The organism is Devosia faecipullorum, assembly GCF_015158295.1.
In the GTDB taxonomy this organism is placed as follows: Bacteria; Pseudomonadota; Alphaproteobacteria; order Rhizobiales; family Devosiaceae; genus Devosia; species Devosia faecipullorum.
Window position 1 is genome coordinate 113726 of sequence record NZ_JACDXV010000005.1, and the last position, 18953, is coordinate 132678.

General features: G+C 62.7%; 15 protein-coding genes. 12 read left to right on the forward strand and 3 right to left on the reverse strand.

Going from position 1 to position 18953, the window contains the following annotated elements; genetic code table 11:
* Positions 1 to 39: 39 nt before the first annotated feature.
* The 6 genes from H0482_RS12385 (at position 40) to H0482_RS16785 (ending at position 6957) form a co-directional block, all read left to right on the forward strand.
* A complete protein-coding gene (locus H0482_RS12385; protein ID WP_193730373.1) occupies positions 40 to 1410 on the forward strand; it encodes a glutamate--cysteine ligase in 1371 nt (456 codons plus the stop codon).
* A gap of 65 nt (positions 1411 to 1475) precedes the next feature.
* On the forward strand, positions 1476 to 2750 hold the full coding sequence (purD, locus tag H0482_RS12390) for a phosphoribosylamine--glycine ligase (RefSeq protein ID WP_193730374.1): 1275 nt from the start codon (positions 1476 to 1478) through the stop codon (positions 2748 to 2750).
* Positions 2751 to 2895: 145 nt separating this feature from the next.
* Positions 2896 to 3768 (forward strand): patatin-like phospholipase family protein, encoded by an 873-nt coding sequence (locus H0482_RS12395; protein ID WP_193730375.1) that lies wholly within the window; start codon positions 2896 to 2898, stop codon positions 3766 to 3768.
* 68 nt (positions 3769 to 3836) lie between these two features.
* Complete coding sequence (recQ, locus tag H0482_RS12400; RefSeq protein ID WP_193730376.1) at positions 3837 to 5684, forward strand: DNA helicase RecQ; 1848 nt, start codon at positions 3837 to 3839, stop codon at positions 5682 to 5684.
* Positions 5685 to 5747: 63 nt separating this feature from the next.
* Positions 5748 to 6689, forward strand: coding sequence for a DUF1624 domain-containing protein (locus H0482_RS12405; RefSeq protein WP_193730377.1), 942 nt, complete (start codon positions 5748 to 5750; stop codon positions 6687 to 6689).
* A 133-nt stretch (positions 6690 to 6822) separates the two neighbouring features.
* Positions 6823 to 6957, forward strand: coding sequence for a hypothetical protein (locus H0482_RS16785; RefSeq protein ID WP_269144687.1), 135 nt, complete (start codon positions 6823 to 6825; stop codon positions 6955 to 6957).
* A 353-nt stretch (positions 6958 to 7310) separates the two neighbouring features.
* Here H0482_RS16785 and H0482_RS12410 read toward each other — a convergent pair whose 3' ends face one another.
* Together H0482_RS12410 and H0482_RS12415 are read right to left on the reverse strand one after the other, a co-directional pair.
* Positions 7311 to 9209 (reverse strand): ABC transporter ATP-binding protein, encoded by a 1899-nt coding sequence (locus H0482_RS12410; RefSeq protein ID WP_193730378.1) that lies wholly within the window; start codon positions 9207 to 9209, stop codon positions 7311 to 7313.
* The gene (locus H0482_RS12415; protein ID WP_193730379.1) at positions 9206 to 11053 is read right to left on the reverse strand and encodes an ABC transporter ATP-binding protein; all 1848 of its coding nucleotides are present in this window, start codon (positions 11051 to 11053) and stop codon (positions 9206 to 9208) included. The genes H0482_RS12410 and H0482_RS12415 overlap by 4 nt, the downstream gene beginning before the upstream one ends.
* Positions 11054 to 11290: 237 nt before the next feature.
* Between H0482_RS12415 and H0482_RS12420 the strand changes: the two genes are divergently transcribed.
* From H0482_RS12420 to H0482_RS12445, 6 genes are all read left to right on the forward strand, one after another.
* Positions 11291 to 12037 (forward strand): TSUP family transporter, encoded by a 747-nt coding sequence (locus H0482_RS12420; protein WP_193730380.1) that lies wholly within the window; start codon positions 11291 to 11293, stop codon positions 12035 to 12037.
* A gap of 26 nt (positions 12038 to 12063) precedes the next feature.
* Positions 12064 to 12975, forward strand: coding sequence for a LysR family transcriptional regulator (locus H0482_RS12425; protein WP_193730381.1), 912 nt, complete (start codon positions 12064 to 12066; stop codon positions 12973 to 12975).
* A gap of 321 nt (positions 12976 to 13296) precedes the next feature.
* The gene (locus H0482_RS12430; protein WP_193730492.1) at positions 13297 to 14214 is read left to right on the forward strand and encodes a siderophore ABC transporter substrate-binding protein; all 918 of its coding nucleotides are present in this window, start codon (positions 13297 to 13299) and stop codon (positions 14212 to 14214) included.
* A 244-nt stretch (positions 14215 to 14458) separates the two neighbouring features.
* On the forward strand, positions 14459 to 15421 hold the full coding sequence (locus H0482_RS12435; protein ID WP_193730382.1) for an ABC transporter permease: 963 nt from the start codon (positions 14459 to 14461) through the stop codon (positions 15419 to 15421).
* A complete protein-coding gene (locus tag H0482_RS12440) occupies positions 15418 to 16407 on the forward strand; it encodes an iron chelate uptake ABC transporter family permease subunit (RefSeq protein ID WP_193730383.1) in 990 nt (329 codons plus the stop codon). Before H0482_RS12435 ends, H0482_RS12440 begins: the two co-directional genes overlap by 4 nt.
* A complete protein-coding gene (locus H0482_RS12445; protein ID WP_193730384.1) occupies positions 16404 to 17162 on the forward strand; it encodes an iron ABC transporter ATP-binding protein in 759 nt (252 codons plus the stop codon). The genes H0482_RS12440 and H0482_RS12445 overlap by 4 nt, the downstream gene beginning before the upstream one ends.
* On the opposite strand, the gene H0482_RS12450 is transcribed toward H0482_RS12445, so the two are convergent.
* Entirely contained in the window at positions 17143 to 18918 is a 1776-nt protein-coding gene (locus H0482_RS12450; protein ID WP_193730385.1) for a diguanylate cyclase, read from the reverse strand. The two genes, H0482_RS12445 and H0482_RS12450, sit on opposite strands and share 20 nt — an antisense overlap.
* Positions 18919 to 18953: the final 35 nt, after the last annotated feature.

The following is an 18953-nucleotide window of genomic DNA, read 5'->3' on the forward strand; positions in this document are numbered from 1 at the left end:
TTCGCGCCCCAGTTTATTCGCCTCAACCAAGAGGACTACATGACCGGCCCCGACACCTCATCGCCCCTTATCGAATCGCGGGCAGACCTGATCGAGGCAATGGAGCGTGGCGCCAAGCCGGCTGAGCAATGGCGCATCGGCACCGAACACGAAAAGCATGTCTTCCACACTGACCCTTTGCGGTCCGTCGCCTATGAAGGCGAGAACGGCATCCGCGCTCTTCTTGAGGGGATGGAGAGGGAGACGGGCTGGCATCCCTTTTATGACGGCGAGAATCCGATCGGGCTGCGCAATGACGCCATTGCCGGCGGCATATCGCTGGAGCCGGGTGGACAATTCGAGCTCTCCGGCGCGCCGATGGCCGACCTGCATGGCACCGCTGCCGAAATGGCCGAACATATGCGCGTGAGCAAGAAAGTTGCCGCGCCGCTGGGCATTCACTTTCTCGGCCTCGGGGTCACCCCGCTCTGGGCGGTGGACCAGATCAAGTCCATGCCCAAGTCGCGCTATGCGATAATGACCCGCTATATGGGGGAAGTGGGCACTCTCGGCACCTCGATGATGTACCGCTCGGCCACGGTGCAGGCCAATCTGGACTTTTCCGGCGAAGCCGACATGGTCAAGAAGCTGCGCGTTTCCCTGGCGTTGCAGCCGGTCGCTACGGCGCTCTTTGCCAATTCGCCCTTCGCCGACGGCCATGACACCGGCTATCTCAGTTTCCGTAGCCATATCTGGCTCAATACCGACGATGCCCGCACGGGCATGTTGCCCTTCGCCTTCGACGAAGGGTTCGGCTTCGAGCAATATGCCGATTACGCGCTTGATGTGCCGATGTATTTCGTCATCCGCGACCAGCAATATGTCAACGTCGCGGGCGAGAGCTTTCGCGACTTCATCGACGGGCGACTGCCCCAGCTTCCAGGCGAAAAGCCGACGGTCAAGGATTGGGAAGACCATCTTTCGACTATCTTCCCCGAAGTGCGGCTCAAGCAATTCCTCGAAATGCGCGGCGCCGATATGGGCAACGAGGCCCATGTCGTGGCCCTCTCCGCGTTCTGGACCGGCCTGCTTTATGACTACATCTCGCTGGAGGCGGCCTGGGAACTGGTGCGGAACTGGACCAACGAGGACCGCGACTATCTGCGTCGGGAAGTGCCGCGCCTGGGTCTTGCCACGCCGTTTGACCGGTCCAGCATTTTCGACATCGCCGCGCAGGCAGTGGGCATAGCCGAAGCCGGACTGGTTCGGCGCCACCGCCTCAACGCCGCCGGCAAGGACGAGACGATCTATCTGGCCCCGCTCGAAGAAACCATCCGCACCGGCAAGGCGCCCGCCGAACGCTGGCTGGAAAAATTCCGTGGCGAATGGAATGGCGATATCATGCCGATCTTCAAGGAAGCCGAACTTTAGGCTTTACCGCTTGCCTCCTCGCCGGCTCTCGTGCATCACGCCCGCGAAGCGACAGGAGGCACGACATGCGCGTAATGGTGATCGGTTCGGGTGGACGTGAACACGCGCTGGCCTGGAAAATTGCCCAATCGCCACTGGTGGAGGCGTTGTTTGTCGCCCCCGGCAATGGCGGCACTGACGCCATGGCGCAGAATGTGGCGGTGGACATCACCGACCACGGCGCCGTTGCCGCCGCTGCCAAAGCGCATGCCATCGACTTTGTTGTCGTTGGTCCTGACGCGCAGGTTGTCGCGGGGCTGGGTGACGACTTGCGGGCCGCGGGAATTATCTGTTTCTGCCCCAGCAAGCAGGCCGGGCAGCTCGAAGGCAGCAAGAGCTTCACCAAGGCGCTGTGCGATGAGTTCGACATTCCCACCGCCGCCTATGGGCGTTTCGAGGATGAGGCGTCGGCGCTAGCCTATCTCTATACGCAAGGCGCCCCAATCGTCGTCAAGGCCGATGGACTGGCTGCCGGCAAGGGCGTGACCGTGGCCATGAGCGTCGAGGAGGCAGAAGAAGCGATCATCGACTGCTTCTCCGGCGCATTTGGCGCATCCGGCGCGGCGGTGGTCATCGAGGAATTCATGGAAGGCGAAGAAGTCAGCCTCTTTGTGTTGACCGACGGCGAAGCCATCTTGCCGCTGACCACGGCACAAGACCACAAGCGCGCATTCGATGGCGACCAGGGCCCCAATACCGGGGGCATGGGCGCCTATTCACCGGCTCCCGTTCTGACCTCGGATGCCTATGACGCAGCCATGGCCCGCATCATCGAACCCACCGTGCGGGGCATGGCCAAGCGCGGCACGCCCTATGCCGGCGTGCTGTATGCCGGCCTTATGCTGACCGAAGACGGACCCAAGCTGGTGGAATACAACGCCCGCTTCGGCGACCCCGAAACTCAGGTGATGATGATGCGCATGGAAAGCGACATCGTTCCCCTACTGCAAGCCGTTGCCACGGGCACGCTGGCCGGAAGAAAGGTCGCCTGGAAGGATGCCTATGCGCTGACCGTGATCATGGCGACCAAGGGCTATCCGGGAGAATATGGCAAGGGCAGCCAGATCCGGGACACCGATGGTCTCGACAGCGACACGCTCACCGTCTTTCACGCCGGAACGAAGCGCGATGGCGAGCGTTTGATTGCCAATGGCGGGCGCGTTCTCAATGTCACTGCGCTCGGGGCATCGGTGAAAGAGGCACAGAAACGTGCTTACGCAGGCGTGGACGCGATTGACTGGCCGGAAGGCTTTTGCCGCCGGGACATCGGCTGGCGCGAAGTTTCTCGGCAGAAGAACTGAACCATTCCTCAATCTTGCGGGACTAGGCTCCCCGTTCAGAACCGTCTTTGGTGCGGCTCCTCCCGAACGCCCGCTGACGCCGCTGCAACGGCGTGGCATGGCGTTCGCGGCAAAGCTGCGCATGAAGGATGCGGAGCGTGGACAGGTGAGCACATTGAATGGGCCACGGATCGGCGTGGCATTGGGTGGCGGATCGGCACGGGGGCTGACCCATATCCCCTATATCGAAGCCATGGACGAGCTTGGGCTCAGGCCCTCAATCATCTCCGGCACCTCGATCGGCGCCCTGATCGGCGCGGGCTGGGCCGCCGGAATGAGCGGCAAGGAATTGCGCGAGCACAGCTTCGAAGTGCTGGGCACTTTGCGGATCATTGCCGCCAAACTCTGGTCGACCCAGATCCGTGGAATTGGCGGCCTGCTCAAGAACGGCATTTCGGTGCAATTGGACGCGGCCAGCATCGTGGACGCATTCACACCGGCCAATTTTCCGCTGGAATTCCGCGATCTCAAAGTGCCGCTTTATGTGGTGGCGACGGATTTCCAGTCCTGGCATCAGGTCGTGTTCAATTCCGGCCCCCTGCGCCCCGCCATTGCCGGCTCGCTGGCCATTCCCAGCTTTTTCAAGCCGGTGCTTTATAACAATCACATTCTGGTGGATGGCGGGGTGGTCAATCCCCTGCCGCTCGACCAGGCCGATATCGGCACCGATTTCCTCATCGGCATCGATGTTGCCGGCGACCCATCCGCCAACCTGACCAAGACTGATCACAAGGCCATCGACATCTGGTTCGGCTCAGCGCAGATCATGATGCATTCGCTGACCGCCCATATGATGGCCGCCTATCCGCCCGACATCTATATCCGCCCGCATGTCGGCAATTTCGGCGCCATGGAATTCTGGCGGGTCCGGGAGATCGTCACCCATGCGGAAGCCGAGAAGGAACGCTTCAAACGCATCCTGGCCCACAAGATCGAAAACTATATCCAGGGCCGAATCGAGCCGGCGCAGAAGCCGTGACCGATACGAAGCGGGCAAAGCCGGTCCAGCCGGTTGCCACGGCGGGTGGCGCATGATTCAAGAGGCGTGTGGAAGCCCTTGAGTCTCAAGATCTGTTCTCGCCTCAGCGCTACCAGCGGCCCGAGCCGCTGGCCGTTTTGCGTGACATTTTCGGACATCGCCAATTTCGCGGGCAGCAGGCCGACGTCATCGAGCATGTGACGGAGGGCGGCGACGCGGTGGTGCTGTTCCCGACCGGCGCGGGCAAGTCCATGTGCTTCCAGATCCCGGCCATTTGCCGGGCCGGCGTGGGCATCGTGGTCTCGCCGCTGATCGCGCTGATGCGGGACCAGGTGGAGGCGTTGAAACAGGCCGGGGTGGCCGCTGCCGCGCTCAATTCGTCGCTGACGCCCGAGGAATCCGCCCAGGTGCGGCGGCAATTGCGGCGCGGGGAACTGGACCTGCTCTATGTCGCGCCGGAACGGGTCGCGACCCCGGGTTTCGCCAATATGCTGGGCGGTTGCGACATCGCGCTCTTTGCCATCGACGAGGCCCATTGCGTGAGCCAATGGGGCCACGACTTCCGCCCCGAATATCGCGAACTCATTCATCTGGTTGAGCTTTTTCCCGGCGTGCCGCGCATTGCGCTGACCGCGACGGCCGATCCGACGACGCGCGAGGACATTATCGAGCGGCTCGGGCTGGAACAGGCCAGGGTTTTCACCACCTCGTTCGACCGGCCCAATATTTCCTATTCCATCGTCGAGCGGGACAAGCCGCGCGAGCAATTGCTGGACTTTCTCGGCGGGCACAAGGGCGAGAGCGGCATCGTCTATTGCCTCAGCCGCGCCAAGGTCGAAGACGTCTCAGACTGGCTAAATGGAAAGGGAATCAAGGCTTTACCCTATCATGCCGGGATGAGCGCGCAGACGCGCAGCGCCAATCAAGATGCCTTTCTCAAGGAAGAGGGCCTGTGCCTCGTCGCCACCGTCGCCTTCGGCATGGGGATCGACAAGCCCGATGTGCGCTATGTGGCGCATATGGATTTGCCGGCCTCCATAGAGGCTTATTACCAGGAAACCGGCCGCGCCGGGCGCGATGGGCAGCCGGCCGATGCCTGGATGAGCTATGGCATGGCGGACGTGGTGCAGCGGCGGCGCATGATCGACGAGGGCAATGCGCCCGACGAGGTCAAGCGCCTGGAACACAGCAAACTCAATGCCTTACTGGGTGTCTGTGAGACCGCGTCCTGCCGCCGGCAGGCGATCCTGAGCCATTTCGGCGAGACCTATCCAGGGCCTTGCGGCAATTGCGATACCTGCCGGTCGCCGGTGGAAAGCTGGGATGGCACCGAGGCCGCGATCAAGGCGCTGGCGGCGATCTACCGCACCGGGCAGCGCTTCGGCGCCGCGCATGTGATCGACGTGCTTCTCGGCAAGGAAACCGAGAAAGTTCAACGGTTTGGCCATCAGAACCAGAAGGTGTTCGGCCAGGGCAAGGAACTCGACGCAAAGGCCTGGCAATCGGTGCTGCGGCAATTGACGGCAATGGGCTTTATCCTTGTCAACCACGCTAATCATGGTGCCCTTTTCCTGGCGGAATCGGCGCATCTGGTGTTCAAGCGTCAACAGACTGTTACCCTCAGGAAGGACCGTCCGCGAAAATCGCTGGAGGTGCGCCGGTCGCTGCAAAAAGCGGTCAGTATCCCCGATCATGCGCAACCACTTTTCGAAGCGCTGCGCGAGGAGCGGCTGCGGATCGCCAAGGCGCAGGGCGTGCCGCCCTACGTGATTTTCCACGATGCGACGCTCAAGGCGATGGCGCTGGCGGAGCCGGTCCATCCCCATGACATGCTCAACCTGCCCGGCGTCGGCCAGGGCAAGCTCGACCGCTATGGGGAAGCCTTCCTCGCCGTGGTCGCCAATTTCAGGGGCTAGGCTATGGGCGAGGCGATGGCACTGAGCGCGGATCGATCGGCGGCCACGCCCCCCCGACTTCCCGTGATCGACATCGCCCGCGGCGTCGCCATCGTCGCCATGGTGATCTACCATTGCAGCTGGGATCTGTCCTATTACGGCTTCCTGCCGGTCGATGTGGGGTATGATCCGGGCTGGGTGTTGTTTGCCCGCTCGATCCTCTTCTCGTTCATGGCGCTGGTCGGCGTCGGACTGGTGCTCGGGCATGGCCAAGGCGTGCGCTGGAAGCGCTTCTGGAAGCGGACGCTGTTCATCGCCATCGGCGCGCTGCTGATCACGCTGGGCACCTGGATCACCTTTCCGCAAAGCTTCGTCTATTTCGGCGTGCTGCATGCCATTGCCCTGTTCAGCCTTCTGGCCCTGCCCTTCCTGTTCACGCCGGTCTGGCTGACCGCGCTGGTGGGCGGCGCGGTGATCGGGCTGCATTTCGTTTATCGGGATGCCCTCTTCAACAATGTCGCCCTGTCCTGGATCGGGTTCTGGGACGTGCCGCCGCTGACCAATGACCTCGTGCCGCTCTTTCCCTGGTTCGGGGTGGTGCTGGCCGGGATTGTCGCCGCGCGGCTGGCCCGGGGATCACGGTTGGAGGCGGGGCTAGCCAAAATCCAGCCCCGGAACGGAGCGGCGCGGTTCCTCGGATGGATGGGGCGCTGGAGCCTCGTCATCTATCTGGTTCACCAGCCTTTGCTGCTGGCGGTGATCGCGCCATTGTCGATGGCGACCGGGGCACAGAATGCCGGGCGCGAACTGGACTTCCTCAATTCCTGCCAGACCTCCTGCGAAGCCACCGGCACCACCCCGGCGCTCTGCGCCACCTATTGCCAATGCGGGCTGGAAGGGGTGATCCGCGACGATCTCTGGGAACCGGTCTATTCGGGACTGGTCTCGGCGGATGATCAGGCCAAGCTCGATGCCAATAATCGGCAATGCTCGGTGCTGATCTATCCGGAATTGGCAGGGGAATAGGCGAGTAGCCGCTGTTTTCAGCTTGGAATCGCATGGACCACCGGGACAAGCCCGGTGGTGACGAAAGGGAGGAGAAGGCGGAGCGGTGTGGGAATCCGTTTCCGTGCTCGATCGTCATTACGGACTTGTCCCGGTGACCCAGCTTGCAGGCCTGTGCATGGGCTGGATTGCCGGTGCTCGGGGCAAGCCCGGGCACCGGGCAATGACGATGGGCGGGGACTTTGCCTGGCAGATTGCCGCAGCCGATTTCGCGGGAGTGGCGGAATAGGGTCGGTCGTTTCCGCTGCTCTTGAGATGGTTGAGGCGAGGCGGGGAGCCGCCGGCGCGATTTGCCTTTGCGATTGCGGATGGATCGGCCCCCCACCCTCGTTCCCTCCCATCAAGGGGGAGGGAGGCGCAGGAGCCGATGGAATCGTACCAAATTGTGGGTTGGATTGCCGGGTACTGAATAGGCTTTCGGTCTACCATTTTTAATTTCATCGTCATCACCGGGCTTGTCCCGGTGATCCAGCTTGCTGGCCCGGGTTGCCCGGTGCTCGGGGCAAGCCCAGGCATGCCGGGCAATGACGATGGGCGGGGACTTTGCTGGACTGATTGCCTCAGCCGAATTCGCCGGATCGTTTATGTGCTTGCTGCCTTGGCGTTGGCCTGGGCGACGAGGTCGTCGGGGATGTCGTCGAAGCTGGCATAATTCATGTTGTAGAGCCGGGAATAGAGCCCGCCCAATTCCATGAGCTGGTCGTGATTACCCTGTTCGATCAATTCGCCATTTTGCAGGACGATGATGCGGTCGGCGCCGCGAATGGTGGCGAGACGATGGGCGATGACCATGCCGGTGCGGCCGTCGAGCAGGACTTCGAGCGCCTTCTGAATCTGCCGCTCGGTATAGGAGTCGATATTGGCGGTCGCCTCGTCGAGCACGAGGATTTTCGCATCGGCGACCAGGGCGCGGGCGAAGCTGAGCAATTGGCGCTGGCCCAATGACAGATTGGAGCCGCGCTGTTCGAGCATGGTGTCGTAGCCGTCAGTGAAGCGGGCGATGAAATCATGCGCACCGACCGCCTTGGCCGCCGCGATCACGTCCTCGCGCGTCGCCGTGGCCTTGTTGTAGCGGATATTGTCGAAAATGGTGCCGGTGAACAGGAAGGGTTCCTGCAACACCATGGCGACCTGTTCGCCGAGGCTCTCCTGGGTGACATTGCGCACGTCATGACCACCAACCAGCACCGCGCCGCCCTGCACTTCGTAGAAACGGTGAACCAAGGCCATGGCGCTGGTCTTGCCCGAGCCGGTGGGACCGACCAGGGCGACCGTCTCGCCGGGATTGACGCGGAAGGAGACGTTCTTGAGTACCGGGCGCCTGGAATCGTAGCCGAAGACCACATCATTGAAGGCCACCGAGCCATCCATGTCGCCGGTCAGGACCACGGCGTCGGGCTTGTCGTCGATGACCACCGGCAGGTCGAGCACTTCGGTGATGCGGCGGCCCGAGGTCATGGCGCGCTGCATGATGGAATATTGCATGGTGAGCGAGCGGATCGGGTCGAAGAAGCGCTGGATATAGAAGAGGAAGGCGACGATGACGCCGACCTGCAAGGAGCCATTGAGCACCAGCGCGCCGCCGGCCACGATGACCGTGGCCATGGAAATGCCGGTGAGCGAATCCACGATCGGCACCATGACCTGCGCATATTTGGAGCCGGTGAGCTGGGTGCGCAGATTGTGATAGGCCTTGTCGTCATAGAGGTCGAAATTGACCTTCTGGCGGTCGAGATTCTGCACCGTGCGCACGCCGTTAATGCCCTCGGCCATGGCGCCATTGGTGAGCGAATTGGTTTCGTGGGCAGCCCAGAAGGCGCGCTTGGCCGGCGGCAGCCAGAAGATGCGGACGATGAACAGGACGGGCATGGTGACCATGGTCAACAGACCCAGCCAGGGATCGAGGCTGAGCAGCACCGCGACAATGCCGAAAAGCAGCACGATGTCGCCCACCGAAACCACGGAGGTTTCGAGAAATTCCTGCATGGAATTGACGTCGCCCTGGAGCCGGCTCATCAGCCGGCCCACCTCGGTCTTGTCCATGTAGGACAGCGAGACGCGCTGGAGCTGGGCGAACATGGCGCGGCGCATGTCGAACAGCACGTTTTCGGCCACCTGCCCCACCTGGGTTTCCTGCACCCAGGAGGCGGCGAAATTAAACAGGATCGCCACGGCGAACGCGCCGACGGCCCAGAGCAGGCCATTGGCGTCGCCGCCCGTCACCAGCGCCGTGTCGATGGCATTGCCGATGATCAGCGGAATGGCCAGCTGGGTGATGGTGAAAACCAGGACCGCGATGACCGAGAAATAGATCTTGTGGCGATAGGGATGCACGAAGGCCCAGATGCGCCGCACCGTCTGCGGATCGTAGGCCTTGCCGAAGACCTCTTCCTCGATCTTGTGGCTGCCAACCGAAGCGCGGGGCGGACGCTGGCCGGGAAAGGCGGCGACTTCGCGCTCATCGTCATCGACCACGCTCATTGTGCTGCCTCCAAGTCGTCTCCGGGCCGGGTTTGCAGATCGTAAAGGGCTCGGTAGCGGCCGTTCTGCTCCAGCAGTTCGGCATGGCTGCCGCGTTCGGTGACGCGGCCATCTTCAAGGAAAAGAATGAGATCGGCATGCATGAGCGAAGACAGGCGATGGGCGATGATGATGGTCACCCGGTCCTTGGCATAACGGCGGATGGCAGAGCGGATGCGGTGTTCGGTGCCGGCGTCGATGGCGGCGGTGGAATCGTCGAAAACCATGACGGCGGGCTTGAGCACCAGTGAGCGCGCAATGGCGAGGCGCTGGCGCTGGCCACCCGAGAGGGAGACGCCGCGCTCGCCCACCACGGTGTCGTATTCGCTCGGCAGGCCCATGATGTAATTGTGCAATTGGGCGCTTTCCGCCGCGCCTTCGATCTTGCGCTCCTTGGCCCAGGGATCGCCATAGGCGATGTTGTTTTCGATGGTGGTGGTGAACAGGAACGAGTCCTGCTGCACCACGGCGACCGAGCGGCGCAGGCTTTGCAGCGTCACCTCGCGCACGTCCTGTCCATCGAGCGTGATGCGGCCGGACGTAACGTCGTAAAAGCGCGGAATGAGATGGGCGAGGGTGGATTTGCCCGAGCCGGGCGCGCCGACGATGCCGATGGTCTGGCCCATCCTGGCTTCGAAGCTGACGCCATTGAGGGTCGGATGGGAGGCGCCGGGATAAGTGAAATGCACGTCCTCGAACCGCAAGGTGCCGTCGGTGATGCGCAGGGGCGCAGCCCCGGGCCGGTCCTCGATTTCGATGGGCGTATCCAAAAAGCCATAGAAACGCGCCCCGCAGGTGGAGGCGCGGGCGAAGGAATTGACCATGAGGCCGAGCTGACGCACCGGCATTTGCAGAATGGTCATGAAGGTGAGGAAGGAGGCGAGCGTGCCCACGCTCATTTCCCCGGCAATGACCTTGTTGCCCCCAACCCAGAGCACCAGGCCCATGGCGACGAAGAAGGAGAAGGTCATCATCGAGGTATTGTTGACGCGGACCCGCACCCGTTCATGCGCCAGTTCCAGCGCGGAGGCGGAAGCGGCGTCGAACTTGGCCAATTCGAATTTCTGCCCGGAAAAGGCGCGGACGACGCGGATGCCGCCGAGATTTTCCTCCATGACCCGGGTGAGGACCGACAGCCGCTCCTGAAGCACCAACCAGGTCTTGCGCAGGGTCAGTTGCGCCGAGGACGAGCGCCAGGCGACGAATGGCACGAAGCTGAGCGCAAGCAGGCCCAGCACCATATCGGTGGTGAGCAGCATATAGGCGCCGACGCCGATCAGCACGGCCAGCAGCACGGTGCGCACGAGGCCGGTGGAGAAGAACATGCGCAGGCCATCGAGATCGAGCAGGCCGAGGGTGATGAGATCGCCCGAATGCACCCGGTCATGGAAGGAATAGGAGAGCTTTTGCACCTTGTCGTAAAAGACCAGCCGCAATTCGTAGCCGACATGGTGGCCGACGCTTTCGGAGAAATAGTTCTGCAACAGGGTGAAGACACCGCGCGCCACCGAGACCGAAAGCAGGGTCAGCGCTGTCCAGAGCAGCGCCTGTTGCGCGCCATCGGCGGCCGTGCTGAGCACGTTTTGCGCCTGATCCACCGCCTGGCCGAGCAGGCGCGGAATGGACAATTGCAGCACCGAGGCAATGATGGTGGCCCCGATGGCCAGGCTTGCCTGCCAATAATGGCGCAGGGAGTAAAGGGTTATCCGCAGAAGCGGACTTTTGCCCTTGCCAGCATGGGCCGCGGCCAGATGGGCCCGAGCATCGCCGCGCGAACGGTCGCGGCCAGCCTTGAGATTAATCAAGGAAGCAATCCAGACATCAAAAAGGGAGCCCGACGGGAGCTAGACTCTTAAGGGGTCATCGATCGGGCAAATCAAACGCACACCGCTATAAAAGGCGCAATAGCGGTGCCATTCAAGATGCAATCTGCGCAAAGAATGCAATTATTGACCGCCCCGGCGTGGAATGGGGTCGGGCGGCATGACCCCATGCCGAACGGGAGATGGCGTGGGCCGGCGGGCGCGGGCAACTCTAGTGCCATGCTTTCGCTCCTGACCGCCGCCATCGTCGCCTTTTCCGTCTTTGTCACCTCCACCCTGTCCGGCGTTTTCGGCATGGCGGGCGGGCTAGTTCTGCTGGCCGTATTGCTGGCCATGCTGCCGGTGGCGACGGCCATAGCCGTGCATGGCGCGATCCAGATCGTCGCCAATGGCTCGCGCGCCTGGTTCAGCCGCGCCTTCATCGACTGGCGCATCCTCGTCCATATCTGCATCGGCCTGCTGGCCGCTGCCTTGATCCTGCTGCTGGTGCGCTATAGTCCCGACCTCGCCAGCGTGTGCATCGTCATCGGGCTGATGCCGGTTCTGGTGTGGATTCCCAAGGACTGGCTGACGCTCGATGCCAGCAAGCCGCTGCATGCGGTGCTGTGCGGCCTGCTCGGCGGCGGGCTCAACCTCACCGTGGGCGTATCCGGGCCGACGGTGGACGTCTTTTTCATCCGCACGCAGATGGACCGCCGCCGGATCGTCGCCACCAAGGCGGCGACGCAGGTGGTCTCCCACGGGGCCAAAGTGGTGTTCTATGGCGGGCTGGCCAGCGCCATGGGCGGCAATGACCTGCTGCTGGTGCTGATCGGCGCGCCGTTTGCCATTGCCGGCACCAATCTGGGCTATCGCATCCTGCAACGGATGAGCGATGCCGGTTTCCGCGCCTGGACGCGCTATGTGGTGACGGCGATCGGGATTTTCTATCTCTGGCGCGGCTTCTCCTTGCTCATGGGGGGCTAATCGCTATGGTGCCATTGGGAGACGACATGGCATCATTCGACAGCGTAACCGCGCGCCTCATATTGCTTTTGGCCGAGACGGGCTCGATCGGCCGCGCCGCCGAGCGCGAGGGCATTGCTTCATCAGCCGTCAGTCGGCGCGTCTCCGATCTCGAGGCGCGGCTAGGCGTGGTTTTGTTCGACCGCTCCGCCCATGGGGTGCGACTCACCAATGCCGGAGAAGCCTATGCCGAAGGGTGCCGGACAGTCCTGCGCTCCATTGCTGATCTCGACGCCATCATGGCCGATTTCGGCTCGGGCCAAAGAGGCAGCCTGCGGCTGGCCTGCACGTCTTCGGCCCTGACCGGACGCCTGCCCGAATTGCTGGCGAAATTCGCCGCCAAATATCCCGGCATCGAAATCGCCATCCGCGAAATGAATGCGGCCAAGTCGCTGCTGGCGCTGGACGAGGGGCAGGCCGATATCGCCATCGTCTCGGATAATTACGACTTCACCCGCTTCGAGATCAGGCCATTCGAGGATGAGCGGGTCTGGGTGCTGGCGCCGCCCGACCACGCGCTGGCCCGCCAGATCGAGCCGCGCAAGGCCCTGGCATTCGAAGCGGTGCTGCCCCACGCCATTGTCGGCATTCATCATGCCGGATCGCTGGACCGATTGCTGGGCGAAGCGGCCGGAAAGGCCGGCAAGGAATTGACCGAGGCGCTGCGGGTCGAGAGTTTCCCCGCTTTGGTGCGCATGGTGGAAGCTGGGTTCGGCATCGGTTTCCTGCGCTCGACCAGCCTGCATCTGCTGGCGGGAACCGACCTGGTCTGCGCGCCGCTCGCCGAGCCCTGGGCCATGCGGCAATTGCTGCTGGCGCGGCGCAAGTCGAGTCCGCTTTCGGCGGCGATGAAAAGCTTCATGGCGCTGGCCGGCGAAACCTATCTGCCATCGGCCTAGATATCGTCCCAAAGGAATGGATTGGTGACCTTGATTGCCCGGACCAGCCGGGCAATGACGATGGAGTGAAGGGCGCGTGCCCCTCAGGCCGGAACCACCTTGCCCAGCGACCATGGGCCGGTTTGTCGCACCATCGCCAAAATTCACAACAGTCAAGTCATTCAAAGGGTTCGGCAATTCAGTTTAGAATGGCTCAAGGAAACAAGACTTAATCAGTCATATTTTCTTTGACATGCCCGACCGGCCCTGCTTAGGAGACGCGCCGGTGTCGTTGATACGACCCGTCCAGATACACCTGCTTGATTGGATCGAATCGTGAGCATGCTCTTCCGTTCAACCGCTATTGCCGCGGCTGTTTTCGCTGGCACCATGTCGCTGGCCAGTGCCAGTATCGCCCAGGACAAGGTCATCACCCATCCCCAGGGTGAAACCACGATCAGCGGCGTGCCCGCCAAAGTCCTGACCCAGGACTGGGCCGTTTTTGACGACCTCAACGCCTTCGGCATCGACGTGTCCGGCGTTCCTGCCTCCAATGCCCCGAGCTATCTCAGTGGCAAGGTTGCTGCCGACGCGCTGCAGATCGGCTCGCTGTTCGAACCCGATTTCGAAGGCATTGCCGCCGCCGAGGCCGATGTCTATTTCGTCGCCGGCCGTTCGGCTGCCGCCTATGCGACCGCCAAGGACATCGTGCCCAGCGTCGATCTATCGGTGAGCAACACCGAGTTCATTTCCGGCATCAAGCACAATATCACCGTTCTGGGCGACATCTTCGACCTTGAGGCCAAGGCCGAAGAGCTCAATGCAGCGCTCGACGCCAAGGTCGCCGAAGCCAGCGCCGCCGCTGAAGGCAAGGGTTCGGCTCTGGTGCTGGTGACCAATGCTGGCAAGCTGGGCGTCTATGGCCCGGATTCGCGCGTGGCCTGGGTCTATAACGAAATCGGCATGCCCTCCGCGCTGGACAGCGTGAAGGACGGCGATCATGGCGGCGATGCCGTGTCGTTCGAATTCCTGCTCGAAGTGAACCCCGACTGGGTCTTCGTCGTGGACCGCGATGCCGGCACTGGCGAGAATGCCGGTGCGGCTGCCGCCCTGCTCGACAACGAGCTGTTCAATCAGACCAATGCCGCCAAGGAAGGCCATATCGTCTATCTCGATCCGCAGGCCTCCTATATTTCGATGCATGGCTATCAGGGCGTGATGTTGCTGCTGGACCAGGTCATCGCCGGCTTGAACAGCTAAGTTAGGCTGATTATCGGCGACCTACCCATTCTCCCCTTAGTGGGGAGGTCAGCAGAACGAGGCCTTCAGGCCGCAACGCAAAAGGGTGGGGGTTCCGGTTTATCCACGAGCAAGGCGTTCGTGAAACCGCCCGAATCCTCACCCTCGACCCTTCCCCTCAAGGGGGAGGGCGGCGAAGGAGCCGAAACATCCTATTTCCGACGCCCTCACAAGGGGCAAATTGCCGAGACAGGTCCCCCGCCCCGTGCCCGCGCTTATTCTTGCTTCCATCACTACCGCGATCCTGGCGGTAGTCAGTGTCTTTGTCGGCGTCAGCGACGTATCCATTTCCAGCCTGATCAGTGGCGGCATGGATGGCCGCGCCATGGAAGTGCTGCTGATCAGCCGCATTCCGCGCACCCTGGCGCTGGTTCTGGCCGGGGCATCCATGGCCATTGCCGGTCTGGTCATGCAGATGGTGGTGCGCAACCGGTTCGTCGAACCATCGACCACGGGCACGAGCGAATCCGCCGCCCTGGGCTTTCTGATCGTGACGCTGTTGGCGCCGGGCTGGCCGCTGATGGCCAAGATGGGCGTCGCCGCGCTGTTCGCGCTGGGCGGCACGGCCCTGTTCCTGCGCATCCTGCGGGTGGTGCCGCTGCGCGACGTGCTGATGGTGCCGCTGGTGGGCATCATGCTGGGCGGCATTATCGGCGCGCTCACCGCCTTCATCGCCTATCGCGCCAATCTGATGGCCTCGCTGCTCGCCTGGAACATGGGCGACTTTTCCGGGGTGATCAGGGGGCGCTATGAATTGCTCTGGGTTGGCCTCGCCTGCTGCATTCTGGCCTATATTGCCGCCGACCGCTTCACCGTTGCCGGCATGGGCAAGGATTTCACCACCAATCTGGGCCTCAATCATCGACGAGTGATGATGCTGGGGCTGGTCATCGTATCGCTGGTCAGCGCCGTGGTGCTGGTCTCGGTCGGCTCCATCCCGTTTCTCGGCCTTATCGTGCCCAATCTGGTCAGCCTGTTGATCGGCGACAATATGCGCCGCACCGTGCCCTGGGTGGCCATTGGCGGCGCCGGCATGGTGCTGGCCTGCGACATTGTCGGCCGGCTGATCCGCTTCCCCTATGAAATTCCCATTGCCGTGGTGATGGGCGTCGTGGGCAGCGCCATGTTCCTCTATCTGTTGCTGCGGACGCCGCGAGGCGCAAAATGACCCCGGATATAATCGCCCCCCCTGCTCCACGCCGTCTCGGCCGCCCAGCGCTGGTGCTGATCGGCCTGTCGCTTCTGGCCGTGATCTCCATTGTCCTGTTCATGACGCTGGGGGCCAAGGGCAGCTGGAGCTTCGTGCTCAGCTTCCGGGGCAAGAAGCTGCTCGGTCTGCTGCTGGTGGCCTATTCGGTGGCCGTCTCGACCGTATTGTTCCAGACCGTCACCAATAACCGCATCCTCACGCCCTCGATCATGGGGTTCGATGCGCTTTATGTGCTGATCAAGACCGGCGTGGTGTTCTTCCTCGGCGTCGGGGCGCTGGTCGCCATCGACAGCCAGATCCAGTTCATCGTCGAAGTGCTGGTGATGATCGGATTCTCCGGCATCCTGTTCCGCTGGCTGTTCCTCGGGGAAGAGCGCAGCCTGCACCTGCTGGTGCTGGTCGGCATCATTTTCGGGGTGCTGTTCCGCAGTCTCAGCCAGCTCATGCAGCGCATGCTCGATCCGGGCGCCTTCAATGTGCTTCAGGATACGCTGTTCGCCAGTTTCGCCACCACCGACCCGACCCTGTTGGGCATTTCCTGCATCATCGTCGCGGCGGTCAGCGCCGTCGGCCTGCGGCTGATGCACACCTATGACGTGCTGTCGCTGGGCCGCGCCCAGGCGATCAATCTGGGCGTCGATTACAAGCGCACTGTCGTCGTCATCCTGTCGCTGGTGGCGGTTCTGGTGTCGGTTTCGACGGCGCTGGTGGGGCCGGTCACGTTTTTCGGCCTGTTGGTGGCGACGCTGGCCCATTCGCTGGTCGGCAATTCCAAGCATCGCTATGTGCTGCCGGCGGCGATCCTGCTGGGCATCGTGGCGCTGGTCGGCGGACAGACGCTGCTCGAACGGGTCTTCGCCTTCGACACGGCATTGTCGATCATCATTGAATTTCTGGGCGGCATCGTCTTCATCGCCCTGGTATTGCGGAGATCAGCCCGATGATCGTCACCTCCAATGTCACCAAGAATTACGGCCCCGCCTGCGTAGTGGATGGGGTGTCGCTGCAATTGCCGCAGGGCGGCATCACCTCGATCATCGGCCCAAATGGCGCGGGCAAATCGACCCTGTTGTCGATGGTCAGCCGGCTGATGGCCATGGACAAGGGCAGCGTCACCGTGGGCGGGCTGGACGTGACCAAGGCGCCGAGCGACGAATTGGCGCGGCGGCTCTCCATCCTCAGGCAGGACAATCACATGACCGCGCGGCTCACCGTGCGCGACCTGGTGTCCTTCGGGCGCTATCCCCATTCCAAGGGCAGGCTGAATCTCGAGGACAAGGCGCAGATCGAGCGGGCCATCGCCTATCTCGACCTCGGGACGCTGGCGGACCGCTTTCTCGACGAGCTATCCGGCGGGCAGCGGCAGCGGGCTTTCGTGGCCATGGTGCTGGCGCAGGACACCGATTATCTCCTGCTCGACGAACCGCTCAACAATCTCGACATGAAACATGCCATGGGCATGATGAAACTGTTGCGGCAGGCGGCGAACGAGCTGGGCAAGACCGTGGTTCTGGTGCTGCACGACATCAATTTCGCCTCGTGGTATTCGGACCATATCGTGGCGATGAAGGCCGGCAAGGTGGCGGCGCAGGGTGCGGCTTCAGCGATGATCCGGCCGGAAGTGCTGTCAGGAATCTACGAAATGGACATCAAGGTCCACGAGATCGGCGGGCAATTGATCAGCGTCTATTACGGCTGACCGGATTGACCATGTCCGAGAAGGCGACGGCCCGGCCGCGTCCCGCCGCCTTGGCGGCATAGCAGGCGGCATCAGCCTCACCCATGAAGCCGAGCGGCGAGGTCGAATCCACCGTCACCATGGCAAGGCCGGCGCTGGCGCCGATTCGGTATTGCCGCCCCGCCCAGGTGAAGATCAGCGCGCCGACGGCCCGCACGATCTTGCCGGCAACCTCGAGGCCGCTCTCCGCCGGGCAGGATTCGAGCAGCACGGCGAATTCGTCGCCGCCGATCCGCCCGACCACGTCATGGGCGCGGCAGCTGTCGCGGATCGTCTGCGCCACCTGCTTGAGCAGCGCATCGCCAGCCGCGTGGCCCGCCGTGTCGTTGACCGGCTTGAAATGGTCGAGATCGACATAGATGAGGCTCGAGGCACGACCATTGGCCCGCCCCGCCGCAACATTGGCTTCCAGCGCCCGTTCAAAAGCGGCGCGGTTGACGAGGCCGGTCAGCGCGTCGTGGCTGGCCGAATGGGCAAGCTGGCGTTGCAGGGTCCGGCTCTGCGTCACATCCTGGAAGACGAGGACGGCCCCGGCAATCTCTCCACTGGCCCCCGGAACCGGCGCGGCGGTGCAGCGGATATCCCGCGTCTTGCCATCGCAACAATAAAGGATCGCATCGTCCTCCACCCGCACCGGCTGGCTTTTCTCCAGACAGTCGAGGATCGGGCAGGCCAGGGGCTCCCCGCTATTGTCGCTGCGCAGGCGAAACACATCCGAAACCAGTCGACCACGCGCCTCGGCGGCAGGCATGCCGGTCAATTGCTCGGCGGCGGCGTTCATGAATTCCACCCGTCCATCGGCATTGGCGGAAATCATGCCGTCGGCGATGGATTGCAGGGTGATGTGCAGGCGTTCCTTTTCGGCGGCCAGTTCCAGCTCGACGGTCTTGAGCCGGGTGATGTCGGTATCGGTGCCGATGGTGCGCAGGGCCTTGCCGTTTTCGTCCCATTCGCTGGGCCGGCCTCGGCTGAGAATCCAGATATAGGAGCCATCCTGGATGCGTTCGCGATATTCAAGCGCGTCCAGGAGGCGATCGTCCTCGCCCTGCCGGGAAATATTGGCGCGAATATAGTCGCGGTCGTCAGGGTGAATGCGGGAAATCCAGGCTTCCTGATTGCCATCGACCTCGGCATCGGGCGCCATGCCGCGCATCTGCCGCCACATGCGCGAATAGAACATGGTATCGGTGCGGATATCGTGTTCCCAGACGCCCTGGCGCGCGCTTTCCAGCGCGGTATTCCAGCGGGCCTCGGAATAGACCAGCGCTTCCTCAGCCTTTTTCTGCAATTCGATATCGGTCAATTGCAGGATGATGATGTCGGGCTCGCCGTCCTTGCCCTCGAGGCGATTGGCAGCAAGCCGCACCGAAAGCTCGCGCTGCCGCTGGTGGCGGAAGCGATATTCGCCGCGCCAGGAGCGGGCCTCGCCGCGCACCAGACGCTCGAATTGCAACCGCAACGCCAGACTGTCGGCCGGATCGGCCATGTCCAGCAGGCGGAAGGCATGTTCGGCGGCAGGGACATAGCCGACCATGTCGGCAAAGGCGCGATTGGAATAAACGATGGTGCCGTCCAGCCCGACCAGCAGCATGCCCAAGGGTGCCGCATCGAGAATCCGCGCCATCAATCCCGTGCTGCGCAAAGCGGGGATTGCCGGATGATGCACAGCGCTGGACGGTCGTGTTTCTCCCATCCGGGGATCATGGCGCAGCGCCATTAACAACTCGCTTCGTTCCATCCCCCAATATCGGG